The 23527-nt window shown below is 29.1% G+C and carries 31 protein-coding genes; 18 read left to right on the top strand and 13 right to left on the bottom strand.

The window, feature by feature from the left end:
- Window positions 1-100: 100 nt before the first annotated feature.
- The 6 genes from HA151_RS04035 to HA151_RS04010 all read right to left on the bottom strand — a co-directional run bounded on the left by HA151_RS04035 (window position 101) and on the right by HA151_RS04010 (window position 4796).
- Window positions 101-1012 carry a glycosyltransferase family 2 protein gene (locus tag HA151_RS04035; protein ID WP_209106236.1) on the bottom strand — a complete coding sequence of 304 codons (912 nt, stop codon included), beginning with the start codon at window positions 1010-1012 and terminating at the stop codon, window positions 101-103.
- A 62-nt stretch (window positions 1013-1074) separates the two neighbouring features.
- The gene (locus HA151_RS04030; protein ID WP_011376314.1) at window positions 1075-1224 is read right to left on the bottom strand and encodes a hypothetical protein; all 150 of its coding nucleotides are present in this window, start codon (window positions 1222-1224) and stop codon (window positions 1075-1077) included.
- Between the two features lie 17 nt (window positions 1225-1241).
- Window positions 1242-1970, bottom strand: a complete 729-nt coding sequence (locus HA151_RS04025) for a DevA family ABC transporter ATP-binding protein (RefSeq protein ID WP_209106235.1) — start codon at window positions 1968-1970, stop codon at window positions 1242-1244.
- Window positions 1971-1984: 14 nt separating this feature from the next.
- The gene (devC, locus tag HA151_RS04020) at window positions 1985-3157 is read right to left on the bottom strand and encodes an ABC transporter permease DevC (RefSeq protein ID WP_209106234.1); all 1173 of its coding nucleotides are present in this window, start codon (window positions 3155-3157) and stop codon (window positions 1985-1987) included.
- Window positions 3157-4071, bottom strand: coding sequence for an HlyD family efflux transporter periplasmic adaptor subunit (locus HA151_RS04015; RefSeq protein WP_209106233.1), 915 nt, complete (start codon window positions 4069-4071; stop codon window positions 3157-3159). The genes devC and HA151_RS04015 overlap by 1 nt, the downstream gene beginning before the upstream one ends.
- Window positions 4071-4796: a phycocyanobilin:ferredoxin oxidoreductase gene (locus HA151_RS04010; protein WP_209106232.1), complete on the bottom strand. Its 726-nt coding sequence runs from the start codon at window positions 4794-4796 to the stop codon at window positions 4071-4073. The genes HA151_RS04015 and HA151_RS04010 overlap by 1 nt, the downstream gene beginning before the upstream one ends.
- A 41-nt stretch (window positions 4797-4837) precedes the next feature.
- Between HA151_RS04010 and HA151_RS04005 the strand changes: the two genes are divergently transcribed.
- Complete coding sequence (locus HA151_RS04005; RefSeq protein WP_209106231.1) at window positions 4838-6103, top strand: M16 family metallopeptidase; 1266 nt, start codon at window positions 4838-4840, stop codon at window positions 6101-6103.
- Entirely contained in the window at window positions 6097-7314 is a 1218-nt protein-coding gene (locus tag HA151_RS04000) for a M16 family metallopeptidase (protein ID WP_209106230.1), read from the top strand. The genes HA151_RS04005 and HA151_RS04000 overlap by 7 nt, the downstream gene beginning before the upstream one ends.
- A 1-nt stretch (window position 7315) precedes the next feature.
- On the opposite strand, the gene HA151_RS03995 is transcribed toward HA151_RS04000, so the two are convergent.
- Complete coding sequence (locus HA151_RS03995) at window positions 7316-7525, bottom strand: NAD(P)H dehydrogenase assembly family protein (protein ID WP_209106229.1); 210 nt, start codon at window positions 7523-7525, stop codon at window positions 7316-7318.
- A 105-nt stretch (window positions 7526-7630) separates the two neighbouring features.
- Here HA151_RS03995 and ftsH point away from each other — a divergent pair, with 105 nt between their 5' ends.
- Entirely contained in the window at window positions 7631-9544 is a 1914-nt protein-coding gene (gene ftsH / locus HA151_RS03990) for an ATP-dependent zinc metalloprotease FtsH (protein WP_209106228.1), read from the top strand.
- Here ftsH and clpP read toward each other — a convergent pair.
- Window positions 9541-10131 (bottom strand): ATP-dependent Clp endopeptidase proteolytic subunit ClpP, encoded by a 591-nt coding sequence (gene clpP / locus HA151_RS03985; RefSeq protein WP_348535620.1) that lies wholly within the window; start codon window positions 10129-10131, stop codon window positions 9541-9543. The genes ftsH and clpP overlap by 4 nt on opposite strands.
- Window positions 10132-10163: 32 nt before the next feature.
- Here clpP and psb29 point away from each other — a divergent pair, with 32 nt between their 5' ends.
- Entirely contained in the window at window positions 10164-10808 is a 645-nt protein-coding gene (gene psb29 / locus HA151_RS03980) for a photosystem II biogenesis protein Psp29 (RefSeq protein ID WP_209106226.1), read from the top strand.
- A gap of 140 nt (window positions 10809-10948) precedes the next feature.
- Here the strand turns inward: psb29 and petN are convergent, their stop codons facing one another.
- Entirely contained in the window at window positions 10949-11050 is a 102-nt protein-coding gene (gene petN / locus HA151_RS03975) for a cytochrome b6-f complex subunit PetN (protein WP_011376303.1), read from the bottom strand.
- Between the two features lie 115 nt (window positions 11051-11165).
- Between petN and HA151_RS03970 the strand changes: the two genes are divergently transcribed.
- On the top strand, window positions 11166-11438 hold the full coding sequence (locus HA151_RS03970) for a DUF2103 domain-containing protein (RefSeq protein WP_209106225.1): 273 nt from the start codon (window positions 11166-11168) through the stop codon (window positions 11436-11438).
- Between the two features lie 258 nt (window positions 11439-11696).
- Here the strand turns inward: HA151_RS03970 and HA151_RS03965 are convergent, their stop codons facing one another.
- Complete coding sequence (locus tag HA151_RS03965; protein WP_209106224.1) at window positions 11697-11966, bottom strand: hypothetical protein; 270 nt, start codon at window positions 11964-11966, stop codon at window positions 11697-11699.
- A 194-nt stretch (window positions 11967-12160) separates the two neighbouring features.
- Between HA151_RS03965 and HA151_RS03960 the strand changes: the two genes are divergently transcribed.
- From HA151_RS03960 to HA151_RS03950, 3 genes are all read left to right on the top strand, one after another.
- The gene (locus HA151_RS03960) at window positions 12161-12526 is read left to right on the top strand and encodes a hypothetical protein (protein WP_245151587.1); all 366 of its coding nucleotides are present in this window, start codon (window positions 12161-12163) and stop codon (window positions 12524-12526) included.
- 87 nt (window positions 12527-12613) lie between these two features.
- On the top strand, window positions 12614-12790 hold the full coding sequence (locus tag HA151_RS03955) for a hypothetical protein (RefSeq protein ID WP_209106223.1): 177 nt from the start codon (window positions 12614-12616) through the stop codon (window positions 12788-12790).
- Between the two features lie 32 nt (window positions 12791-12822).
- Window positions 12823-13173 (top strand): alpha-2-macroglobulin, encoded by a 351-nt coding sequence (locus HA151_RS03950; protein ID WP_209106577.1) that lies wholly within the window; start codon window positions 12823-12825, stop codon window positions 13171-13173.
- 310 nt (window positions 13174-13483) lie between these two features.
- Here HA151_RS03950 and HA151_RS03945 read toward each other — a convergent pair whose 3' ends face one another.
- A complete protein-coding gene (locus HA151_RS03945) occupies window positions 13484-13666 on the bottom strand; it encodes a hypothetical protein (protein WP_209106222.1) in 183 nt (60 codons plus the stop codon).
- Window positions 13667-13807: 141 nt separating this feature from the next.
- Between HA151_RS03945 and HA151_RS03940 the strand changes: the two genes are divergently transcribed.
- Window positions 13808-14002: a hypothetical protein gene (locus HA151_RS03940; RefSeq protein ID WP_209106221.1), complete on the top strand. Its 195-nt coding sequence runs from the start codon at window positions 13808-13810 to the stop codon at window positions 14000-14002.
- Here HA151_RS03940 and HA151_RS03935 read toward each other — a convergent pair.
- Window positions 13993-14202 carry a hypothetical protein gene (locus HA151_RS03935; protein ID WP_209106220.1) on the bottom strand — a complete coding sequence of 70 codons (210 nt, stop codon included), beginning with the start codon at window positions 14200-14202 and terminating at the stop codon, window positions 13993-13995. The two genes, HA151_RS03940 and HA151_RS03935, sit on opposite strands and share 10 nt — an antisense overlap.
- A gap of 134 nt (window positions 14203-14336) precedes the next feature.
- Here HA151_RS03935 and HA151_RS03930 point away from each other — a divergent pair, with 134 nt between their 5' ends.
- Entirely contained in the window at window positions 14337-14513 is a 177-nt protein-coding gene (locus HA151_RS03930; RefSeq protein ID WP_209106219.1) for a hypothetical protein, read from the top strand.
- A gap of 57 nt (window positions 14514-14570) precedes the next feature.
- On the opposite strand, the gene HA151_RS03925 is transcribed toward HA151_RS03930, so the two are convergent.
- Window positions 14571-14774 carry a hypothetical protein gene (locus tag HA151_RS03925; RefSeq protein ID WP_209106218.1) on the bottom strand — a complete coding sequence of 68 codons (204 nt, stop codon included), beginning with the start codon at window positions 14772-14774 and terminating at the stop codon, window positions 14571-14573.
- Between the two features lie 225 nt (window positions 14775-14999).
- On the opposite strand from HA151_RS03925, the gene HA151_RS03920 reads away from it, so the two are divergent.
- The 8 genes from HA151_RS03920 to pdeM all read left to right on the top strand — a co-directional run bounded on the left by HA151_RS03920 (window position 15000) and on the right by pdeM (window position 23492).
- A complete protein-coding gene (locus HA151_RS03920; protein WP_209106217.1) occupies window positions 15000-15368 on the top strand; it encodes a CopG family transcriptional regulator in 369 nt (122 codons plus the stop codon).
- A 134-nt stretch (window positions 15369-15502) separates the two neighbouring features.
- Window positions 15503-16822, top strand: coding sequence for a DUF2130 domain-containing protein (locus HA151_RS03915; RefSeq protein ID WP_209106216.1), 1320 nt, complete (start codon window positions 15503-15505; stop codon window positions 16820-16822).
- 96 nt (window positions 16823-16918) lie between these two features.
- Complete coding sequence (locus HA151_RS03910; RefSeq protein WP_209106215.1) at window positions 16919-17200, top strand: translation initiation factor IF-2 N-terminal domain-containing protein; 282 nt, start codon at window positions 16919-16921, stop codon at window positions 17198-17200.
- A gap of 85 nt (window positions 17201-17285) precedes the next feature.
- Complete coding sequence (locus tag HA151_RS03905; protein ID WP_209106214.1) at window positions 17286-17699, top strand: competence protein ComC; 414 nt, start codon at window positions 17286-17288, stop codon at window positions 17697-17699.
- Between the two features lie 35 nt (window positions 17700-17734).
- Entirely contained in the window at window positions 17735-18721 is a 987-nt protein-coding gene (locus HA151_RS03900) for a ligase-associated DNA damage response exonuclease (protein WP_209106213.1), read from the top strand.
- Window positions 18722-18723: 2 nt separating this feature from the next.
- Complete coding sequence (locus tag HA151_RS03895) at window positions 18724-20364, top strand: ATP-dependent DNA ligase (RefSeq protein WP_209106212.1); 1641 nt, start codon at window positions 18724-18726, stop codon at window positions 20362-20364.
- Complete coding sequence (locus tag HA151_RS03890) at window positions 20361-22847, top strand: ligase-associated DNA damage response DEXH box helicase (protein WP_209106211.1); 2487 nt, start codon at window positions 20361-20363, stop codon at window positions 22845-22847. Before HA151_RS03895 ends, HA151_RS03890 begins: the two co-directional genes overlap by 4 nt.
- A complete protein-coding gene (gene pdeM / locus HA151_RS03885; protein ID WP_209106210.1) occupies window positions 22848-23492 on the top strand; it encodes a ligase-associated DNA damage response endonuclease PdeM in 645 nt (214 codons plus the stop codon). It begins immediately after the preceding gene.
- Window positions 23493-23527: the final 35 nt, after the last annotated feature.

The raw sequence follows: 23527 nt of genomic DNA, 5'->3' as shown, positions 1-23527 counted from the left end.
CATCTGACGGGGAATTTATATTAATAAATCACCCGAAACTGTCAGATGTGTGGATTAAGTTTTGATAATTCTAGCAAGTGATGTGTATTTCTAAAAGTTTTTAACTTGATTTGGTTAACTGTTTTATGTAAATCATATTTAAAGGGATCCTGAGTATCTCAAGTGCAAGTCTATTTCTTTTTATATCTACTAAAAATTTTAATAAAGGGAGAATTCTATCAACACTTATTAATCCACCTAAGCAAAGAATTTGCCAAAGTAAATTATGAAGAGGCGTTAATTGAATCATAAATCTTACCCTCAAATTTGGATGTTTCTTGTAAAACACTAAAGCCATTTTGGCCCTTTCTTTTTCTTGAGCTACTAATGATTCTATTTGTTCGCATTTAAATGGTGGATGCCAATGAAAACCTACTGCGTTTGGACATTTAATTAATTTTGTCCCAATTTTTTTTAATCTTTCTCCAAGTTCTAAATCCTCCCAACCGTAAAGACTAAAAGATGTATCAAATAAGCCAACGCTTAAAATCAATTCTTTTGATATCGCAACATTTCCAGTCGCGAAGTAAGCAAAAGAAGTATCTATTATTTTATGTTTTTCACTCTGAGGATTTAAAAAATTAGATGTATTGACAACCGAGCCATAAGTAAAACATTTTTTTTCATTTTTTCTCCAAGAGGCAAGTAATTTTTCTACGTGGCAATTTATAAAATCATCTAAAACTATTAGATCACTATCAATGAATATAATAATTTCATATTTTGATTTAATTACACCAAGATTTCTTCCTAGTGCAGGTCCTCCATGTTCTTGTTGAAATAGAACCACATGTGGGAGATTATTTTTGTTGTTATTTATCCATGAGCTTGTTCCATCCGTGGATCCATCATCAACAACTATTACTTCATAATTACTGATATTTGTATTTAATTTTTGATTCTCAAGCGCAATGAGACATTTCGCTAATATAGGTTTTCTATTGTAAGTCGGTATTACAATACTTACATTCATGATCACGCTTTAAATATTCATAATATATTGAACTCCAAGGAGATAAAAGTAAAAAATATTTCTTAATCAGCTGCCCCGCCATTATTTGCTGTACCTGTAACGTTTCCACCGTCGGGTCTTCCATCAGTTCTTAATTTTCTTTTTTTGAACTTTCTAGCATATGCTCGATTACGTTCTTGCTTTTCTTTTTTTAAATTCCTTCTCTTTGACATGAAATTTTTACTTTTAATTATATTAGCTCACTATGAGCACTAAATATTTTACCATCTTCCATGTTTAATATCCTATCCGCCATATCAGAAATTCTTGGATCATGAGTCACCATGAGTACAGAACAGTTTTGTTCTTTTGCTAGTTTTCTTAAAAGGGTTACTATTTCTCTTCCTGTGACGCTATCTAAAGCAGAAGTAGGCTCATCAGCTAGTAAAAGTTTTGGGTTGGCAGATAAAGCTCGAGCAATTGCTACTCTTTGTTTCTGCCCACCAGATAAGTCATTTGGCAACTTTTTATGATGGTCTTCTAATCCTACTGCTGACAACCAATTTCGTGCGATTTCACGTCTTTGCAAATATGTTAAACCTTTTATTAAATCTGCCCCCATCTGAACATTTTGTTCTGCTGTCAAACATCTCAGAAGATTGTGTCCTTGAAAAATCATGCCAATACTTCTTCTAAGAATCTGACGCGTTTTCCTTGATGCTCCATTTAACTGGTTATCTAATACAGTTAAATCGCCACTTTGACAGGTTCTCAGTGCACCAATTAAGGTTAAAAGAGTTGTTTTACCACATCCAGAAGGACCTTTTAAAAGAACTAATTCTCCATTATCAATATTTAAATTAACGTCATTAAGAACTTGTTTTTTATTTTCATTTTCTCCATAAAAGTGACTCAAATTATTAATTGAGACTGTTTTAAAGTTTTTAACATTATTTTTTGATTCAAAAGCTTTAGACATTTATATTTAAGTCATTAAAAAATTTCGGCAGGATCGGCATCAACCAATTTACGCATCGCAACAGCAGCGGAACCCATACACATTGCCAAAACCAATACAAAAATTAAGATCGTTTTCTCTGCATCCATTATGATTGGGAGTTTAGTAGAACTTCTTATGACTGAGTAAAGTATTTGACCGGAAAAATAAGCAGGCAAATAACCAAACAATGCTAACAAAAACCCTTCTCTAGCTACAACAAAGAAAAGGGACTTAAGTCTATACCCCATTGCCAATAAAGTAGCGTACTCTGGAAGGTGATCTGTAACGTCACTATAAAGAATTTGATAAACGACCACGCACCCTACAACGAAACCCATCAATGCTCCCAAACTAAAAATAAAACCTATTGCAGTACTATTTTTCCAGTAATTCTTCTCAAATTCTATAAATTGATTTTTTGTAAGAACTCGAACATCGTTTGGTAGAGAGTTATTTAAAATTCTTGAAATCAATTCAGGATTAGATCCTTTTTTTAGCTTTACCAAACCAATTTCTATACTTCCAGGTGGATTTGCAGGAAAAAGTCTTAAAAAGGTTTCTCTGCTAGTTATTAAATTACCGTCTGCGCCAAAAGATGGTCCCAACTCCACAAGACCTTCAACAATTACCCGTTTCCCAGCAACCTCAGTCTCAACTTTTTTTTCTGATAAAAACCATTCTTCAATTGGTCCAAATTCAGGTCTAGAAAGTTTGTCAAAAAGGACTCTAGATGGATTTCTTAATTTATAAGCATTTTTGGAGAATCCATCATCTAAAAGAAGTGAATCAGAGGGATTAAATCCTAACGCTAATATCGATCTAGTTTTAAGATTTTCGGGATTTCTCCAAAGTAGATAATTTAGATTAACGGGAGCAGTTTTTTCAACATCATTTACTGCAAGGGTTTGAATCAACCTTCTTTTTGGGAAACCACTCATGCTTATAGAACTTTTTGATCTGGGACTTATCAAAACAAGATCAGCATCTAGTAGTTTATGAATAGTTACGCTCGTATCAAATAAACCATCTCTGAAACCTAATTGCATAAACATCAAAATCCCTGCAAAACTTATCCCTGCTATGGCAACTGCGAGCCTTAATGGTTGCCTGGTTAATAACAACCAAGCTAAAGGTATTTTTCTGAATTTCAAAAAAGAAAAACTCATTAAGGGATAAATTTCGCAATAACTTTCATTCCAGCAAAATTTTTCACGATGTCTATAGAATCTTGATCTAGTTTTACAAGTACCTCGATAATTCGCGCATCAGCATCTCCCGTTGGATCAGTCGATAAAACTTTTCTTTGTTTTACCTGAGGACTTATCCTAATTACTTTTCCCTTAAGATTTTTTTGAAAACCTCCATTCTCACTACTCAATTCAACATTCTGAGAGATAAAGACTCTATCGATATCTGATTCATAAACCTCTATCAGAGCTTGCATTTTTTGACTAGAACCAATATCCAATATCCCATCATTTTTAGGCCTTTCTCCAACTCTAGTATTTATCCCAAGGATAAAACCATCAATTGGACTCCTTAGTTTTGAATTGAATAGGTCTATTTTGATAATTTTTTGATCTCCAATTAGGTTTATCTTTTGTTTCTGCAACTTTAATAATTCATCTTTTCTCTGAGAAAACTGAACAAAAGAATATGCATCTTTGCTTAATGCCAATTCATACCTCTGAATTTGATCTTTCTTAAGGGTAATTTCATCGTCAATAATATTAATAAGATTTTCATTTCTTTCTAGATCAGAAATTAACTTTTTTCTATTTTCAAAAATTGCAAGGACATCTCCTTTTTTCACAAAATCCCCTTCATTAACCAAGATTTCTACAATACGAGGGGATGAGCCAAACTGACTTATAGGAGCTTCTAACTGCCTAATCTCTCCCAAAGGAGAAAGTTGACCTAGTGCAGCAACAGCTGTAATTGGGGGTACAAAATCTTCATTTATTTCCTGATTTAATTTAGAACTAGATTTACTATTGCTAGAACAGGAAATAATCCCAAGAGATAATGGAGTAAATAATAATAAATAAATTAATAAATTTTTAAATGTTTTTAATTTCATTAAAAATCAAAGAGAACACTTTTTATATAATTATCTACCCATTTTGCATCAAAATATTTTAAGAGAACCATGCTTGTCTTCTCGTTTTTCATCTGTTGCAAACAATAATTCCTTTGATAATTTATTCTTTCTTGAATAATTTCCTTCTCATAGTCAGGTTTTGCCTCTTTATTTAGTTTGATCAAAATATCGAGATATTGATCAACTACTCTACAAAAATCATTTTTTTCAGAATTACTTTTTAGAGAAGCAAAAAATACATTTTTAGAAAAAATTTCACCCCAGTTAGGAATTTCTCTCAATGAGGTGAAAGAACTTTTATCAACTTCAGAAAGAAATTTATCGTATTTCGAACCTTGATTTTGAGAAACAGGAGATAAGTCAACAATTGCAGCAGAAACAATATCATTTATTTTTACTAAATCCATCCCAAAAATTGGTATATCAAACTTTGGATCAGGAAAGAAAACACAGTGTAAAATTTTAAGACTCTTTGAAAATTCTGCCACTTCGATATGGAGCTTTCTAAATCCGTTCGCTTTATGAAATTCGTTCTCTATATAAAATTCTCTACCTATCTCGTTAGATATTATGTTAGTAAGATTTGGATCAACTTTTATACTCTTGAGGTTCTCAAGCATGGATCTATGCTCTCTAATATTTCGCAACAAGTCCAAAATAAGAGGGTCTGTTAATTTTGTTTTAGTTAAGGATTCAGACAACAAGGCTAAAAAGTACCAAAATAGAGTTTAATAAGAGAATTCAGATGAATGTAGGAGACGTTAACTACTATACCCACTCAAGCGAAACTAAATGTGTATTCGTGGATAATAAAGAATTACCACTCATAAGCATTGATATGTGGTGCAAAGCAGGATCTTCATTTGATGAGGTTGGTAAAAACGGGACTGCTCATTTTCTAGAACATATGATATTTAAAGGTTCTAACAAAATAATGCCAGGTGAATTTGACCACAAAATTGAATCACTAGGCGGCTTGAGTAACGCTTCTACTGGTTATGATGATGTTCATTACCACGTTCTCGTTCCACCAAATAACTTTAGAGAATCACTTGCTCTTTTGACAAATATTGTCGTTTCTCCAAATTTAAATCCTTATGAATTTCTAAAAGAAAAAGGAGTAGTAATTGATGAAATAAAACAACAAAATGATCAGATTGAAGAAAGATTATTTAACTACTTTTTGAAAAGGGTTTGGTTAAATCCTAATTATGCTAATTCTATTTTGGGAACTGAAGAAAGTATTAATAAATTGGAGATTAATGATATTGTGGAATTTCACCGAAAACATTACAATACTGAGAAGATTTGTATCGCAATTGCTGGTAATCTTTCGAAAGAAATTTATAAAAATTTTGAAGAAAGTGATCTATCTGGTATCAATAAAAATCCAATATATAAAGTTCCAAATTTTAAAACTCAAAACAATAACCTACCCTTAAAAATCAGGCATGGAAGAGAGTTAATTAAATTTGATAATTTAGAGTTTTCAAGAATATTTATGGCTTGGTTTATCCCAAACCTAAATGATCAAAAAAATATTATTGGACTCGAGATATTAGCATCAATACTCTCGGTAGGAAGAAACAGCAGATTAGTGAAAATTTTAAAAGAAGATAGTAATCTTGTTGAATCAGTATATGTAGATGTAAATGCTGGAGAATTAGGTGGGCTGTTCATATTAGAAGCAAGTTGTGAATCGAAAGATATTAATTTAGTAGAAGAACAAATTAATAAAATAATAGATGAAGTTTCTAATTCAAAAGCCTTGACTTTGGATGAAATAAATAAGGCTATAAATATTGTTAAAAGTAATTATGTATTTAATTTAGAGACACCTACACAGCTATCTTCGTTCTTTGGAAATGAACTTCTTTGGGGCAGAAAATCTTCAATCAATAATTTAGAAAGTTATTTGAGGTATTGGAATGACTTGGATAATTTTAAAGAGATCACAGAATATATACGGGCAGATAAATTTACTTTAATTGCGTCCTCTAGTAAATGTTAAAAAGATATTTTTTAAATCATAAAAAAAGAAATTTTTCTACCGCTTCAATTTGGATAAAAGGAGGTAGTGATATGGATAGTATCAATCAAAAAGGGATAAACAAGATCCTTTGTTCATTACTTACCAGAGAATGTGAAGGTTTTAATAATTTTGTTCTTTCTGAGTATATTGAGTCCCATGGAGCAGAATTAAATCATGAAGTCTTTGAAGATGGAATTCTATTAAGCATTAAATCGTTAAATGAACATTTCAGTAAATTATTTCCTCTATTAGAATTAATTATCAATAAACCAATTCTATCGGAAATTGAATTTCGAAAAGTAAAAAAATCCTCTATTGATTTAATTAAAAAGGATAAAGAGAATCCATTCAACATCTGCTTTGAAAAATGGAGAAAAATTGTTTACTCAAATCATCCATATGCTTTTAATACAATTGGTAATTTAAATGATGTTTCAAAGATTACCCATAACGATGTTTTGCGTGAGTTTAAAAACTTCAAAAATAGAGAAAAGTATCTAATTTCAAATAATTCTGAAGTAAATGGAGAAAACATTGAATCATTAGAAAAAATAATCGTAAAAGAAAAACCATTAATTATTAAAAATGATTTAAGTCCTATTAAAAGATTGGATTACATAAATAATTATTCAAATCAAACAATAATTATGATAGGTAACCAAACTTGCTCACGTAGAAGCCGTGAATACCTACCTTTAAAAGTTTTGGAGTCATATTTATCTTATGGAATGAGCGCTGCTTTATTTAAACTTTTTAGAGAAAAAAATGGCATTACCTACGATCTTGGTGTTTATTATCCAATAAGAAGTGACAATGCCCCATTTTTAATTTACTTGTCAGTATCCAATCAAAAAGCTCTATTCGCTTTTGAACTTTTATCATCACTATGGAAAAATTTGCTTTTAAACCCTTTGGTTGAATCTGAAATATATTTAGCAAAAGAAAAATTAAAAGGTTCTTTTCTTTTGGGAAATCAATCATTAGATGAAATTTTACAACGAAAGATCCAATTAATTAGTTATGGCAAAACACAACTCTCTGAGATCAATTTAAATTCAAAAATAGACGAAATATCTTCTCTAGATATTCTTAAAGTAACTAATAAATATCTTTCGAAACCTTTCTTGAGTATTTCTGGTAATAAAAAAATATGTTTAGAAATTACAAGAATGTGGGAAAAAAATTTTTGAGTTAGATTTTCTCAATTTTATTAATATCAATTAAAAAGCAACCTCTTCTAAACTTCACTTCGACAGTATCTAGAGATTTTATTGATAAGATTTCCCCAATTTCATCAATTGCTACTAAATCCGGAGGTCTTAACATTGGCATATTATCAGAAGTCTTTAAGTAGGAGATCGGCGCTATCAGCTTAACCTTATCTCTTATTTCAAATTTCATTAATAAACAAAGTATTCATGAATAATATAAGCATAAACTTAAAGAAAATATCAACGAAATGAACTGATTCATTCTAGAATCAGATAATCAACATCTTACAAATTAATGAATCAGAAATTTAAAACATTAATTTTATGGGCTTTACCTATACTTTTAGTAATCGCGCTTTCCTACCAATTTTTATCTTCTAGCAATATTGATTCACTTAAATCAAATGGAACAACAGTTGCACCTAAAAACTCAGCGGTAGCAAGAGTTAGTTACGGCAGATTTTTAGATTACATTAAATCAGGAAGGGTAACATCAGTAGATATCTTTGAAGGAGGAAGAAATGCAGTAATAGAAACAATAGATTCTGATTTGGATAATAAAGTTCAAAGATTACGGGTCGATCTTCCAGGATTAACACCAGAACTTATAAATAATTTAAAAAATGAGGGAATAAGTTTTGATGTACATCCTGTCAAAACAGCACCTCCTGCACTAGGAATTTTAGGTAATCTACTATTTCCAGCCATATTAATTGGGGGTTTAATTCTTTTAGCCAGGAGATCAAATGGTATGCCTGGAGGTCCTGGACAAGCGATGCAATTTGGTAAATCAAAAGCAAGGTTTGCTATGGAAGCTAAAACAGGAGTTGTTTTTGATGATGTAGCAGGTGTTAATGAAGCTAAACAAGATTTACAAGAAGTTGTTACTTTTTTAAAAAAACCAGAAAAGTTCACTTCCGTAGGAGCAAGAATTCCTAAAGGGGTCTTATTGGTCGGTCCTCCTGGAACTGGGAAAACCCTTTTAGCAAAAGCTATCGCTGGAGAAGCAGGAGTACCCTTCTTTTCATTATCAGGTTCTGAGTTTGTTGAAATGTTCGTTGGTGTTGGTGCAAGTAGAGTAAGAGACCTGTTTAAGAAGGCAAAAGAAAATAGTCCTTGTTTAATTTTTATTGATGAAATCGATGCAGTAGGAAGACAGAGAGGTGCGGGAATTGGAGGTGGTAATGATGAGAGAGAACAAACTCTTAACCAACTTCTTACTGAAATGGATGGATTTGAAGGTAATAGTGGAATAATAATAATTGCAGCAACAAATAGACCCGATGTTTTAGACTCAGCTCTCATGAGACCAGGTAGATTTGATAGGCAAGTAACTGTTGATGCACCAGATATCAAAGGAAGACTATCAATACTAGAAGTGCATGCAAGAAATAAGAAACTTCAAGATGATTTGACACTTGAAAGTATTGCAAGAAGAACTCCAGGTTTTACGGGCGCAGATTTAGCAAATTTACTAAATGAGGCAGCTATACTTACTGCTAGACGAAGAAAAGATTCTATAGGTATTTCAGAAATAGATGATTCAGTAGATAGAATTGTTGCTGGTATGGAAGGTTCACCGTTAACTGATGGTAGAAGTAAAAGGTTAATTGCATATCATGAAGTAGGCCATGCACTTATAGGTTCGCTAGTTAAAGCTCATGACCCTGTTCAAAAAGTAACCGTAATACCAAGAGGTCAAGCCAAGGGTTTAACTTGGTTTACTCCTGATGATGAACAAACACTCGTAAGCAGAGCCCAACTAAAGGCCAGAATAATGGGAGCACTAGGAGGTAGAGCAGCTGAGGATGTTGTTTTTGGTAAAGGCGAAATCACAACAGGAGCAGGCGGTGATTTCCAGCAAGTTGCTTCTATGGCCCGTCAAATGGTTACTAGATTTGGAATGAGTAATCTAGGTCCAATAGCTTTGGAGGGAGGAAATCAAGAAGTTTTCGTAGGTAGAGATTTAATGACTAGGAGTGAAGTCTCTGATTCTATTTCCAAACAGATTGATGAAAGTGTAAGAGTTATGGTTAAGGATTGTTATAAAGAAACTTATTCTATCGTAAGTAAAAACAGAGAAGCTATGGATAAAATAGTTGATTTATTAATAGAAAAAGAGACTTTAGATGGTGAAGAATTCACAAGTATTCTTTCAGAATTCACCAATATTCCCGATAAAGAGAGAACTCCTCAATTGCTGGGTTAAACTTTCACAGGTTTCTTATCTAGTACTAAATCTATTAACCCATACTCAACAGCTTCAACAGGAGACATGTAAAAGTCTCTGTCAGTATCTTCTTTAATGGTTTCATAATCCTTACCCGTTCTCTCGGATAATTCAGTATTAAGTCTTTCTTTTAAAAACAAAATTTCATCAGCTTGAATTCTTATATCACTAGCTTGCCCTCTAGCTCCTCCTAGTGGTTGATGAATCATAATTCTTGAATGTCTAAGACTACTTCTTTTTCCTTTTGTACCTGCCGCCAACAAAAAAGCACCCATGCTAGCTGCTAAACCCACACAAACTGTATGAATATCAGGTTTAACGTGTTGCATTGTGTCAAAGATGCCTAAACCATCGTAGACTGATCCACCTGGTGAATTTATGTACATGTAGATATCTTTTTCAGGATCCTCAGCTTCAAGGAATAGTAATTGGGCAACTATTCTATTAGCAGTTTCGCTAGTTACCTGTTCCCCCAAAAAGATGATTCTTTCTCTTAATAATCTAGAATAAATATCAAAGACTCTTTCACCACCACCGGATTCTTCTAAAACTAAAGGGATCATAATAATATTTATCTGTTTATTAGATATTAACGATATTGAGTCAACATACGCTAACCTTATTAAGGTTTACATATAAAAAATTGAAAGAAAAATTGACTGTTTCAGATAGCAAAAAGTTATTTCATGAACGATTCCCTTACGTTATTCCAGGTCTATACAAAAGAATAGTTGATGAAATGCTTGTCGAATTAAACCTTTTAAATCATCAAAATGAGTTTAAACAAGATTATCTCTTTTGCATTGGTCTCACTGAAACATTCAAAGAATTAACAAAAGGATACAAACCTGAGAAACATTTGGACCTACTATTTGAATCTTTATGCGGTTCTAGCAATTTTGAATCAAATGAAATAAAGGAAATTTCTCAAAAAACTCTAGAAAAATTTAAGAATAAGTCGTCAAAGGATATATTGAGATTTTTAAAAGAAAAAAGTGAATCCAAACCTTACCCTTCAAGGATATTGAACTTAGGGATTTATATATTAATTTCAAAGGCCCAAGATTTTAAAGATCAAAAGGAATCCGAAATAAATAATATGATATCTGATATTTTTGAGAACTTAAGTTTGTCTCCTAATAAAGCAGAAAAAGATATTGGAATTTACAAGAACAGCATATCAAAACTGGAACAAGCAAAAGAATTAATGGAAGAATTAAGAATAAAGGATAAGAAAAAATAATAATTATTTTTTTAATCTTTTTTTATCCTTCCAGGAGACATAAGATATATAAATTACAGCCAATGTTATAAGTATGAGTAATCCGAACGATGTTACAATAAGAAATTTATTTAAATAAACTTCATAAGTTAAGAATGAAATCATATGTCAATAGAGCCATCACCATTTCTACCCCAAACAACCATGGCGATTGAAAAAGTAAAAATTGCAGCTAATGCAGCCCAACCTATTTGAAAGATCATTAGATTTGAATCACTTCTATAAATATAACAGAACTTAAAAAAAAATTTTCCAATTCTAAGATAAAGTTATTTCTCAGAAACAAAATTTTCTAAATAGAATATATAAAAAATTAAATTGGGAAGACTAGTTTTAAATCATAGTACAAACATTGAAGGACTAATTCCAATACTTCAAAAATTAGCCTTAAACGTTAATATTAAAACAATAACTCCTGCTGTAATATCAAGAGTAAGGGGTAAATCTTCTAAGTTAATAATTAGATTATCAGTAAAAACTATAAACGGATATAAAGCAATCGCAAGAAAAGGGAAGACAGCTCAAGAAGTTTTTATATCAACAGATTTGAGTAAAGATGAACTCAAAAAGATCATAAACAACTACAATTAAATAAAAAAAAGGATATTAAATCATAACTTAAATTCAAAATGGCAATGAAAATAGTATTTAATTTATCTTTTTTTTTAATAACCTTCTTCACATTTAATAATTCATCACTTTCACTCACTGATTACCAAATAAAAAAATTCTGCGAAAAGGAGAGAAAGCAATTAAATTGCGTAAAAGAATTGCGAGAAAAAAAATCTAATCTTAAAAAGGGCTATCCAATAGAAATTCCCGTAATACCTTATAGAAATTAATTACAATTTAAATTTCAAATTCTGATTCAAAATGATCAAAAGCATTTTGGTACCTTGTTAAAAGTCCTTCTGAATTATCATTAAATCCTAATTGCTCATAATCTCCTTTTAATTCATCATATAAAAAGACAACTTTATTGAAAGCACTCATATATTCTTTTTGTATATCTTCATCGTTTATATCAAAAATTTTTGCCAGAACTAATTCAACATTTTTTTTTGATGAATATATTTTTTTCTCGAAATCTTTATTTAACTTCCTTCTTTTTTTTGCCATTTATGAATTTTATTTTAACTACAAATTTACAATACTAAAATTCATAGTTAAATTAAATTAAAACTTATAAAATAAAAATATAGTCTTCAAATCAAAATAAAACCTCTATATTCCAAATAAGTCAATACGATGATAGGAAAAAAAAACCAGTTAAAATCAAATAGTTTAGAAACGAAAATTATGATTCAACGAAAATGATTAAATCTGAAACCTCAAAGAAAAAAAAAGATAAAGATCTTCCATGGTGGGTAGAATTTCTATTTGTTCAAATAGGTTTACCAGATACTTTACTAATAAAAATTTTAAAGGCTAAAAAGAAATCCAAAGAAGTTTTAAAAAACAATAAAAAATCTCTATTAGCATTTTTATTTTTCTTCACTATAGTTGCTTATTTTTATCCAGTAATTAAACATGCAAAAAATAAATTAGAATGCGAAGCCATTGCCAAAAATTACATTATTAAAAACAAAAATATAAAACAAATTAATAATAAAGAACTAAAAATGCTATCTACTAATTTTTGTTATGGTGGTGAGGAAATTTATGAAATAGAAAATTGAAAAAATTAAATTTTAATAATTTCCTTTTAATAACTCATCAAATACTATAATTATTATTTAATTGCAATCAAATTATATTTTAATGCAATGAACGATATAGAACAAAAGAAAGAAAATGTAAAAATGCATTTAAAAGATTTAAGACAAAATTTAAAAAAAATGCATTTAGCAGTTACAGAAGAATTAATTTTGCCCCAGGCAGATGAAGTAAAAATATTGATGAACAAAATGGATCAACTATTAAATTTAATCGAATCAAAATAAACTATACTTTAAACATAATGGGGTTAAAAAAAATGAAAAGAATAATAAATTTTTCAAAGATGCTTTTAGTTTTAATTTTTTTAACTTCATGTAAGACCTCAATCAATAAAGACTTACCCGTAATTAATAATGAAATAGATATTAAAGATAACGTTCGTTCAGAAAAGAAAAGAATGGAAATAAAGTTTTCTTGTGGAGAGGATGGTATTTCAAAATACTTAGATGATGGATGGATTATCATAAAAGAAGATTCTCAAGAAAAAATTTGCACTTGGCAATCAGTTCCTGCCACAAAAAATTGTGATATGGAAAAAGATAAAGGTTGTAAAATAACAAAGCCAGATAAAATTGGTGAAGAAAAGATTTATTTATTAGAAAAATAAATTTACTCTATGACTCAAAAAGCAGATCGTTTAATTGATTTAATTTTTAAAAAATTGAGAAGTTATAAGGCTAAAGAAATAAACTTAGAAAAAGAAAATTTAAAAAAATTCATCTATTCACTGTTTAAAGAAAATTGAATTCAAAAGCAAAATAATGAAAACTGTTATAGTTATATAAATTTTAAAGATATGATTTTAAGTAGCTTTTCTCCCTTAACTATCGTACTAATAATAACTTTTATTTTTAGCCTATATTTTTTATTTAAAGTTACCTCTAATCAAAAGAATTAAAATTTTTCTTACATAATTTCTAAATAATAGGATCATCTCTTAGAAGTAAAATTGTATGCTTGTTTAAACCATCATTAATCCATTCCTTATATTCATCTAAAACAGACTTCCTATCAAAATTATCTAGTAAATTAATTCTTTTTTTTGCATTATCTAGTGCCTGTTTAATACATAATTCATAATCTTTGGAATTTTCTTTCATAAGATTTTTATTTAATCTTATATAAGATGTATTCTTATTTTGTATTAGGAATTACAATAATAACCTTTCAATTGATAAGAGTATCAAGCAATACTGAACTATTTTTTATATATTTGTAATAATAAAGTTTTTAAAATTTCTATGTCATACGAAGCAGGCAGTAAAGAATGCAGACATTTAATAGATGCTAAGGAAAGTCTTCTATCAGCGATGGAAGCCCTGAGCAATATAAATTCCACTGATTTATTACAAATCCAAATTAAAGAGATCTACAATAAATTAGAACAAATGCACGATAACCGTAAAAAAATAGAATCTGCTACAAATTATCTATAATTTCCAAATTGACTTTTTATCTTTTTAACTCTTTTATCTGAAATCAGTTCAAGCAAAGATTCTAGTTGTGCATGTACTTCCTTTGCTTCATTAGCATCTGGCAATAAATCATCTTTAATAAGCATTTGATGCATTTCTCTAAGCTCTAACCTTATATATCTTAGGTGAGAACTTACTTCCTCTCTCTTAGTCGCACTCATATTTGCTTTTCGTTCATTTCATTATACATTATTGCGTTTTTATAAGACCTAAATGATTATTGCTAGGTTAAGTTATGATTTTGATTGGATAACTAATCAACTTCTAAAAGTTATGATAAAGTAAAGTATTTTTCATGAAAAAGAAAAAAAAATCTAGACAACCCCAGGCCAAGTCAAATAAGAAAAATCAAGAATTAGGTCAAACAAAAAATTCTGCAAAATTAGTTCTATTTCTTTTTGGAATAGGCCCATTAATAGGTATAACCATATTCCTTTACAGTAAAGGCTTTTTTAATTCGCCAAATTTGTAAGTCATTACTATTCCAAATTAATAGTGAATAATTAATTAAAAAGCATTATAAAAATAGTTAAAGAAATTTTTTTAACGAAAATATTCTAAATTCAGCCAGTTTTCTTGCATTATCTGGATTAGAATTTAAAAAAGGATGATCAGATAAAAGTTCAAAAACTTTATCAATCTTTAATCTTAAATCGTCACAATCAACATTCTTCCATTCCTCATCAAATGACATTGCGAAGCTGTCAGCATTGTCATAAAGTTTGTCTTTCATAAGATTTAAAATTTAAATTGTAAAGATTTTAAAATTTTGCCCTCATCATTAAAGCAATTTGGAAAAACGTTCAAATTAACCTAGATGAATTCTTAATAAATAACTTTTTTAAAAGGTTTTGATAATTATACTTTCTTTAATAACTAAACCATACATTTATTACGATCAATCAAAATCCGATCAAATTTGACAGAAATGTTACAATAACGTCATATGGAAAGTCTTATGGAAAATAAAGTTAAAAGGATAGGATATCTTCCTAGAAAAAGGGTCCTTGAAATCATTGATGAAATATCCAAAAGCGAATCTATAAGCCGTTCAAAAGTTGTGGGCATATTGGTTGAGGAAGCCTTAGATGCCAGAGGAATTGCAAACTTTGGATATAGTAATATTAATAAATCAAATTTATACAAATCGGATATTTACAAAGAAGCTCAAAAAAAGAGTATAAATTTAAAAGATGCAGAGGATGAATTTGTTGATGATAGTGGTTATACAGTTTCTTCTCACAAAACATTAGATCGTTCAATTTCATCTTCAGACATAGAATTGGCAAATAAAATTAATATACTTAAAGAATCTGGATTGATATAGCTTTCATTTAAGTATTTATTTTATTTTTTAATGCATAACATTGAATCATTGTTTATTCTTAGTCAAGAATAATATTCTTTTTTTACTTAATTAGAATATTAAATCCCTTCTAATATTAATTTTGCAATTAAAAAATGAAAGATATTAAATGTCCTTCATGTGGTAAAACTTTTCGTATAGATCCCAGCAGCTTTGAAGAAATACTTCTTCAAATAAAGGATGAAGAATTTAATAAGCAAATAGAACAACGACTTCTATTGGCGCAAGAAGATAATAAAAAAGCTTTGGAAATTTTAAAACGTGAGTTAAAAATACAGTTAATAGAGCAAAATCGTATTAAAGAATCTGAGATCCAAACTCTTGAATCTAAATTAAAAATAGCTGAAGAAAAGAAAACAAATGCGCTTAATGATTTAAAAAATCAAGCAACAAATAAAATTAATTCATTGAATAATCAATTAATCAAATTGAAGGATGAAATTAAAAACCAGTCTTTAATTTCAGAATTATCCTTAAAAAACAAAGTTAGTGAAGCTGTTACTAATTTAGAAAAAGAGAACTCAGCATTAACAAATTCCATTGAAAAGATGAGGCTCGAGCATTCAATTAATGAAAAATTAATTGAAGAAAAGTTTAAAAGTAAAATTAGTGAAAGAGACCTGACTATACAGGAGTTAAGAGAAATGAAATCTAGATTATCTACAAAGATGGTTGGTGAAACATTAGAAATCCATTGCGAAACCCAATTTAATCTTAATCGTGCTTCTGCGTTTAAAAACTCATATTTCGAAAAAGATAATGATGCCACCTCTGGAAGTAAAGGTGACTATATATTTAGAGAATTTGATGAAAATAAAACTGAAGTCGTATCTATAATGTTTGAAATGAAGAATGAAAGTTTAAATGGAACTAATAAAAGAAAAAACGAAGATTTTTTAAAGGAATTGGATAAAGATAGAAGACAAAAATCTTGCGAATATGCAGTCCTCGTATCGCTTCTAGAACCAGATAGTGAACTATATAATGCTGGAATAGTAGATGTTTCCCATAGATTTCCAAAGATGTACGTCATAAGACCACAATTTTTCTTACCAATCATATCTCTATTAAGAAATGCCTCTATGGAAACCTTAAAATACAAATCACAAATTGATTTAATGAAACGAGAGAATTTTGACATAACTAATTTTGAAAGTACTCTTGAGCAATTCAAAAATGCAGTTGGCAAAAATGTTTCACTTGCCCAAGATAGATTTAATGATGCAATTTCAGAAATTGATAAATCAATAACCCATTTACAAAAAACTAAAGAGGCTTTAGTTCTCTCAAAAAAACATCTTTTGTCCGCAGACACCAAATCACAAGATTTAACAGTAAAGAAATTAACTAGAAATAACCCCACCATGAAGAAAAAGTTTAATGATTTAAATAATTTCGAAGGTGAAGTAGCCTAATTAGAAATTTTTTTGAAATTAATAATAGTTAAAAAAATATTTAATTTCTAAATTATAAATATACTATTAATAATAAATTTCATAGTAAAGAAAATAATGTCTATCAACACTCCTATTTTCAGTATTGCCAAAGATCTTAATGTCGAAAGTAATAGAATATTATTAGCCTGCAAGAAACTTGGAATAAACGCTAAAGGTGCGACAAAAAGATTAAATGAAGAAGAATTAGAAAAAATTAAAAGTTATTTTGAAACGGGCAAAAATGCGTCAGATGAAGTAATCAATTTAAAAAAACATAAGACCAAAAGCAGTTCTAAGAAAATTTTAGAAAAGGTAAAAATAAAATATTTTGCAAACAGACTTATTCGCAAATCTTAAATAAAAATAATTTTATCTAACTACTTAAAGAAAGAAGCCACAAAAGAAAAAAATAATAAATTATCATAAGTAAAAATACTTAAAAATGAGCATAAACAAAATTTTAAATTCTCTCGAAAGATCCTGGGAAAGAGATAAAATTCTTTTAAATATAAAGAAGGGGTTAGGAACAGATGAGATAGTTAATGAATTTCTTGTAAAAAACGAAAGACAAATTAAAGAATTAAATTCTTTATTAAAACCAGAAGATATTGATGTATTAAATCAAGTAGAACAACTATCAACTTGCGAATCTAAATTAATAAATGAGATTAAAAATTTAAATTACTTAGATAATAATGAAAAAGATCAAATAATTAATAAGGAAAAAATTTTTCCATCTAATAGAGTTTCCATTAACATGATTAGATCATTCATGATTAACTGGAGCAATAAAGTTGTGGTTATTGCTTTACTAACAATTTCAGCCATAGCTTTATCAAAACAAGCGTGGGCATAATTAGCTAAATTAACTTCATTGTTAGAGATGTAGTTTTGAGAACAAAAAAAGAAGATTTAATTAGATACAAAGATGGAAATCTTTACTGTGAAATTGCCGATATTTGGATTGATCCAAGTAAGCCAGTAAAAACAGCACTTATAACTCATGCTCATTTTGATCACTTTACATTTGGCTGTGAAGAATACATTTCTACTAACGAGACTGCGATACTTCTTAAAGAAAGAGTTGGAGGTAATATAAAAATTAAGACTTTTGATTATGGTGAAGAATTTAAGATAAATGGCATTAATATTTCTTTTCATCCTTCCGGACATATCCTTGGATCTAGTCAAATAAGATTTATTTTTGCTGAAGAAAAATGGCTAGTTTCAGGTGACTTTAAGCTTCAAAAAGACAAGACTTGCAAAAAACATGAAATAGTAAAAACTGATTATTTAATAAGTGAATGTACTTTTGGTTTACCAATATTTAAGTGGGATGCAACTAATAAAATAGCAAATGATATTTCAAAATGGATAACTAATTCACCAGAAAAAACTTCTTTACTTTTCTGCTATTCACTTGGAAAAGCTCAGAGATTATTAAACGAAATTAGTCAAACAGGTTTTAAAGGTAATATTTATTCTCATGGCAGTATTCATAAAATAAACAATATTTATAAAAAACTTGGAATTGATATTCAAGATACTATGAAAATCGAAAATAAAAAAAAGATTGATGAACTTAAAGGAAGTCTAATATTATTACCGCCATCTTTAAGTAAAGGCTCCTATTTAAAAAATTTCAAAAATATTCAAACAGCCTTTGCTAGTGGATGGATGTCAATAAGAGCTCTAAGAAAAAGATCCGGATACGATAAAGGATTCGCAATCTCTGATCATGCAGATTGGGATGGAATTCTAGAAGTCATAAAAAAGTCAGAAGCAAAAAATGTATTTTTTCATCATGGAGATAGTGAAGCCTTAAGTAAATATTTAATTGAAAAAGAATCAATAAATGTTCTTTTCTTCAGCAAATAAATATGAGCTTAAAAAATTTTTCAGAATTATTTGGGGATCTTGATTCAATTAAAAGTACAAATAATAAAATTGAAGTTTTAAAAAGTTATTTTTTATCAAATGAACCAATAAATAATTCATGGGCAATATATCTATTAACTGGAAAAAGTAGTAAGAGATTTATTAGTGGAAGATATTTAAAAAATCTTTTTTCTCAACTATATGAGTATCCGCAATGGTTAATTGATACATGTTATTTAAAAGTTGGTGATTCTGCTGAGGTAATAACGTTATTACTTAAAAATAAAACTACTTCTAGAAATAAAAAATTATCAGACATAAGTCTCAATGAATTACTAAGCAAAACAATACCTGCATTATCAAAACTTGATGAGGGGGAGAAAAATTTAGAAATTAAAAATCTTTGGGAAACACTGCCTGAAGATAACCATCTAATTTTTAATAAAATTCTTACAGGAACTTTTAGAGTAGGAGTCTCTATTGGATTAATCACAAAATCAATATCAAAACTAAATAATATTGATGAAGAGATTATTTCTCATAGGTTGATGGGTAATTTCAAACCTTCAATTGAATCATATGAATTTTTAATAAACAAGAATATCAATCTTCAAGAGTTAAATTCCAAACCATTTCCATTTCTTCTAGCAAATACCATTGAAGATAAAATATTCAAAAATTCAATAAATGATTTTCAATTTGAATGGAAATACGACGGTATTAGGATGCAATTAATTAAAAGATCAGGCAATGTTTCGTTATGGACAAGAGGGCAGGAATTAGTAAATGAATCTTTCCCAGAATTAGTAGAGAAAATGTCGTATATAAAAGATGATTATGTTCTTGATGGGGAATTATTAGTTTGGAATTTTAAAGAACAAATTGCATTTGATTTTTCTTTTCTTCAAAAAAGAATAAATAGAAAATCTCCTACTAGATCAATCCAAATAAAATATCCAATTATTTTTATTGCTTATGATCTTTTAGAGATTAATGGAAGAGATATAAGAGAAATTAAATTAGAAAATAGAAGAATTAATTTAGAAAAATATTATTTAAAATGGCAAAAGCAAACTGAGAATAATATCTCTGATATTTTCAAATTATGTGATTTAATCTATCCTAAAGATTGGTCTGATGCTTTAACTTATAAAGAAAAATCTCGAGAAAATAATACTGAAGGATTAATAATTAAGAAAAAGACTTCTATATACGCGTCTGGGAGAAAAAAAGGTATTTGGTGGAAATATAAAGTTGATCCTATGCAACTGGATGCAGTTCTAATTTACGCTAAAGGCGGCAGCGGTATAAGAGCTGGTCTTTATACAGATTATAGTTTTGCATTATGGAGAGACCAAGAATTAGTTAAATTTGCAAGTGCATATTCTGGTTTAACGAATATTGAGATTAAAGAGCTAGATAAATGGATCAGGAAAAATACAATAGAAAAATTTGGTCCTGTTCGATCTTTAAAACCAGAAATGGTATTCGAAATATCTTTTGAGAAAATACAAATTTCAAAACGTCACAAGTCAGGCATAGCAGTAAGATTTCCAAGAATAACAAAATGGAGAAAAGATAAAAAAATTAATGATGCAGATAGCCTAGAAAATGCTTATAAACTTATGAAAAAGATATCATGAAAAATATTTCGCAAAATAGTAGGCAAAATAATTTAATTTCTAAAATTAAACAGTTTTTCTCCTCAAATGGATGGGAGCCATTACCCTACCAGATCGAATCATGGTCAGCATTTTTAAATGGAGAGAATGGAATAATACAAGTTCCTACTGGATGCGGAAAAACTTATGCTGCATTAATGGGGCCTCTATCACAGATAGAAGATCCCAAAAATCAAAAAAGTGTAAAAATATTGGTAATAACGCCTTTAAAAGCCCTAAGTAGGGATTTAAAAAATTCCATACAGTTAGCAGCTTTGCATTTTAACAAAGAAATCACTGTTCAGATTAGGAATGGGGACACCACCCCATATGAAAAGAAAAAGCAGTTAGCCAAACCACCTAATATTCTTATTACAACTCCAGAGTCTTTATCTCTTTTACTTTCTAATAAAGAATCAAATAATCTTTTTCAGGATTTATCGTCAATAATTATTGACGAATGGCATGAATTGATGGGTAGTAAAAGAGGAAACCAGTGCGAATTATCATTAAGTTGGCTAAGAGGCAATATAAAAAATTTACAAATTTGGGCAATGTCTGCAACTATTGGGAATATCGAAGAAGCGGCAAGAGCAATAGTTGGTATAAGCGCTATTAAACCCAAAATAATAAGTACAAATATTCAAAAAGAGATTGAAATTATAAGTGTTTTACCAGAGGAGGAAACTACCTTTCCATGGAGTGGACATCTAGGGATTAGAAGTCATTCTTCACTTTTAAAAATATTGGATAAAAATAAAAGTACCTTATTATTCACTAATACAAGGAATCAATCTGAAAGATGGTACCAATGTCTTAAATTTTTTCTGCCAGAGATGGAAGACAAAATCGCACTTCATCACGGCTCCCTTGATAAAGAAGATAGAGAGAGAGTTGAAGAAGGAGTTAAAGACGGATTAATAAAATGGGTAGTCTGCACCAGCTCTTTAGATTTGGGAGTTGACTTTCAACCTGTAGATCAAATAGTTCAAATTGGCAGTGCAAAAAATATCGCTAGACTTATTCAAAGAGCAGGGAGAAGTGCGCATAGACCGGGTGGAAAATCGAAAATAATTTTTATGCCTACTAATTCTTTAGAGTTATTAGAGATTAGTTCAATGAGAAGAATTATAAAAAGGGGAATATATGAAAAAATAAGACTTCCTGAATTATCTTATGATGTTTTGCTTCAACATCTAATAAGTTTGGCATGCGGAAATGGCTTTGATCCGAAAATTGAGAAAGAAAGAGTTAAAAGTTGTTGGAGTTATAGAAACTTAAAGGATCAAGATTGGAATTGGTGTCTTGACTTTTTAGAATATGGAGGGAAATGTCTTAAAGCATACCCAAAATATAAAAAGATAGTTAAAGAAGAATCACAAAATAATAATGAAAACTTTAAATATTTTGTAAAAGACAAATCTTTAATAAGAATGCATAAGTTCAATATTGGGACAATTACAAGTGACAAATTTGTGAAAGTCAAATATATGAAAGGTAAATCCTTAGGCAATTTGGAGGAGAATTTTGCTTCAAAATTAAATCCAGGAGATACATTTTACTTTGCCGGCAAAATGCTTCAATTTGTAAGAATAAGAGATATGATTTTATACGTTAAAAAATCAACAAAAAAAAGTTCTCTAATTCCTGCATGGGTCGGAGGTCAAATGGCAATTTCTGATCTACTTTGTGAGAGTTTGAGAAAAGAAATAGATATATGCAACGAACTAGAAAATTATGATTGCTTAAATCCTGAACTCAATTCATTACGCCCAATATTTAAGAAACAAAAAGTTCTTTCAAATATTCCAAAGAATGATGAATTCCTCTTAGAAATATATAAAACCAAGGATTTATCAAATCTTTTTGTTTTTACACTTGATGGCAAATTTGTAAATGAAGGAATTGCATTTTTATGGGCTTTGAGATTAGCAAAATTAAAACAATCTACATTTAGTATTACTGCCAATGATTTTGGATTCAGCTTAACTACCGCAGAAGATTATGATTTTTCCATAATAAAAAAAGAAGCTGATTACTTTTTGAATAACAAAAAATTAGAAGAAGATCTAGAAAATGCAATTAATTTTTCAGAATTAACAAAACGTAGATTTAAAAATATTGCCCAAATAAGTGGACTTGTGAATCAAAATAATCCAACCAAAACAAAAACCTCCTCTCAACTTCAAATAAGTTCAAGTCTTTTTTACGATGTCTTTACTAAATATGAAGAGGGCCATCTTTTGATAAAACAATCGCATCAAGAAGTTAAAGAATATCAATTAGAAAATAAAAGAATATCTAGATCATTAGAAAGATTAAAAAATTTAAAAATGCTATTAAATGAGATAAAAACTCCAACTCCTTTTGCTTTTCCTTTATTAGTTGAAAGACTTAAAAATACTTTAAGTAATGAAACAATAGAAAAAAGAGTAGAAAAACTTGTAAAAAAATATAGTGATTAAATGAAAAAAAGTTCTTTTAAATTTTGTTGGGAAGATACATTGCTTGAGATGCTTCCTTCAAGATCCTTATTTCTACCTCAAACAAAAGAATTGTTGATTTGCGATATTCACCTTGGGAAAGCTGATTATTTTCAGCAAAATGGTATCCCTCTTACTAATAATTCAGATGAAAGTAATTTTACAAGAATAAAAAAAATAGTAAAAAAACATAGTCCTGAAAAGTTAATAGTTTTGGGGGATTTATTTCACAGTAAATTTTCAATAGACAAAACTCTTCAAAAAAAAGTTGAAAATCTTCCTAAACTACTACAAACCAATGTTGAACTTGTCCTTGGAAATCATGATACAGGTTGTGATATTAAAAATATAAAAATTTTTGATATTAAAAAAACAAAAAATATTATTTTCAGTCATGAGCCAGTTGATTTAGCTGATAATAGAATTTTGAATATTTGTGGACATTATCATCCAAAACTCTATTTGAGAAACAAAGGGGATAGTTTATCTTTCAGGTGTTTTGCCATGGATAAGAGTAAAAATACTTTATTTTTGCCAGCATTTGGAGACTTAACAGGAGGCTATCCCTGTAAAAAGTCATTTAGAAAATGGGCCATTGTTTCTGAAGAAGAAATAATTGAATTATGATTGTAAGTCTAAAAACCTATTAATCTGTATTAAAT

The organism is Prochlorococcus marinus XMU1419 (genome assembly GCF_017695955.1).
GTDB lineage: Bacteria > Cyanobacteriota > Cyanobacteriia > PCC-6307 > Cyanobiaceae > Prochlorococcus_A > Prochlorococcus_A marinus_AD.
The sequence above is the reverse complement of the archived record's forward strand: the minus strand, read 5'-3'. Positions and strand labels throughout refer to the sequence as shown.

Bases quoted from the DNA above. Each gene is read 5' to 3' on its own strand.
- HA151_RS03945 (WP_209106222.1), bottom strand. From the start codon at position 13,666: ATGAAAGAAAATTCCAAAGATTATGAATTATGTATTAAACAGGCACTA.
- HA151_RS04015 (WP_209106233.1), bottom strand. From the start codon at position 4,071: ATGAAATTAAAAACATTTAAAAATTTATTAATTTATTTATTATTATTT.
- HA151_RS03915 (WP_209106216.1), top strand. From the start codon at position 15,503: ATGAAAGATATTAAATGTCCTTCATGTGGTAAAACTTTTCGTATAGAT.
- HA151_RS03950 (WP_209106577.1), top strand. From the start codon at position 12,823: ATGAAAAGAATAATAAATTTTTCAAAGATGCTTTTAGTTTTAATTTTT.
- HA151_RS03960 (WP_245151587.1), top strand. From the start codon at position 12,161: ATGATTAAATCTGAAACCTCAAAGAAAAAAAAAGATAAAGATCTTCCA.
- HA151_RS04035 (WP_209106236.1), bottom strand. From the start codon at position 1,012: ATGAATGTAAGTATTGTAATACCGACTTACAATAGAAAACCTATATTA.
- HA151_RS03955 (WP_209106223.1), top strand. From the start codon at position 12,614: ATGAACGATATAGAACAAAAGAAAGAAAATGTAAAAATGCATTTAAAA.
- HA151_RS03935 (WP_209106220.1), bottom strand. From the start codon at position 14,202: ATGAGTGCGACTAAGAGAGAGGAAGTAAGTTCTCACCTAAGATATATA.
- HA151_RS04030 (WP_011376314.1), bottom strand. From the start codon at position 1,224: ATGTCAAAGAGAAGGAATTTAAAAAAAGAAAAGCAAGAACGTAATCGA.
- pdeM (WP_209106210.1), top strand. From the start codon at position 22,848: ATGAAAAAAAGTTCTTTTAAATTTTGTTGGGAAGATACATTGCTTGAG.
- HA151_RS04025 (WP_209106235.1), bottom strand. From the start codon at position 1,970: ATGTCTAAAGCTTTTGAATCAAAAAATAATGTTAAAAACTTTAAAACA.
- HA151_RS04005 (WP_209106231.1), top strand. From the start codon at position 4,838: ATGAATGTAGGAGACGTTAACTACTATACCCACTCAAGCGAAACTAAA.
- HA151_RS03940 (WP_209106221.1), top strand. From the start codon at position 13,808: ATGTCATACGAAGCAGGCAGTAAAGAATGCAGACATTTAATAGATGCT.
- HA151_RS04000 (WP_209106230.1), top strand. From the start codon at position 6,097: ATGTTAAAAAGATATTTTTTAAATCATAAAAAAAGAAATTTTTCTACC.
- HA151_RS03930 (WP_209106219.1), top strand. From the start codon at position 14,337: ATGAAAAAGAAAAAAAAATCTAGACAACCCCAGGCCAAGTCAAATAAG.
- HA151_RS03925 (WP_209106218.1), bottom strand. From the start codon at position 14,774: ATGAAAGACAAACTTTATGACAATGCTGACAGCTTCGCAATGTCATTT.
- petN (WP_011376303.1), bottom strand. From the start codon at position 11,050: ATGATCTTTCAAATAGGTTGGGCTGCATTAGCTGCAATTTTTACTTTT.
- ftsH (WP_209106228.1), top strand. From the start codon at position 7,631: ATGAATCAGAAATTTAAAACATTAATTTTATGGGCTTTACCTATACTT.
- HA151_RS03995 (WP_209106229.1), bottom strand. From the start codon at position 7,525: ATGAAATTTGAAATAAGAGATAAGGTTAAGCTGATAGCGCCGATCTCC.
- HA151_RS03890 (WP_209106211.1), top strand. From the start codon at position 20,361: ATGAAAAATATTTCGCAAAATAGTAGGCAAAATAATTTAATTTCTAAA.
- HA151_RS03920 (WP_209106217.1), top strand. From the start codon at position 15,000: ATGGAAAATAAAGTTAAAAGGATAGGATATCTTCCTAGAAAAAGGGTC.
- devC (WP_209106234.1), bottom strand. From the start codon at position 3,157: ATGAGTTTTTCTTTTTTGAAATTCAGAAAAATACCTTTAGCTTGGTTG.
- HA151_RS03965 (WP_209106224.1), bottom strand. From the start codon at position 11,966: ATGGCAAAAAAAAGAAGGAAGTTAAATAAAGATTTCGAGAAAAAAATA.
- HA151_RS03910 (WP_209106215.1), top strand. From the start codon at position 16,919: ATGTCTATCAACACTCCTATTTTCAGTATTGCCAAAGATCTTAATGTC.
- HA151_RS03895 (WP_209106212.1), top strand. From the start codon at position 18,724: ATGAGCTTAAAAAATTTTTCAGAATTATTTGGGGATCTTGATTCAATT.
- HA151_RS03905 (WP_209106214.1), top strand. From the start codon at position 17,286: ATGAGCATAAACAAAATTTTAAATTCTCTCGAAAGATCCTGGGAAAGA.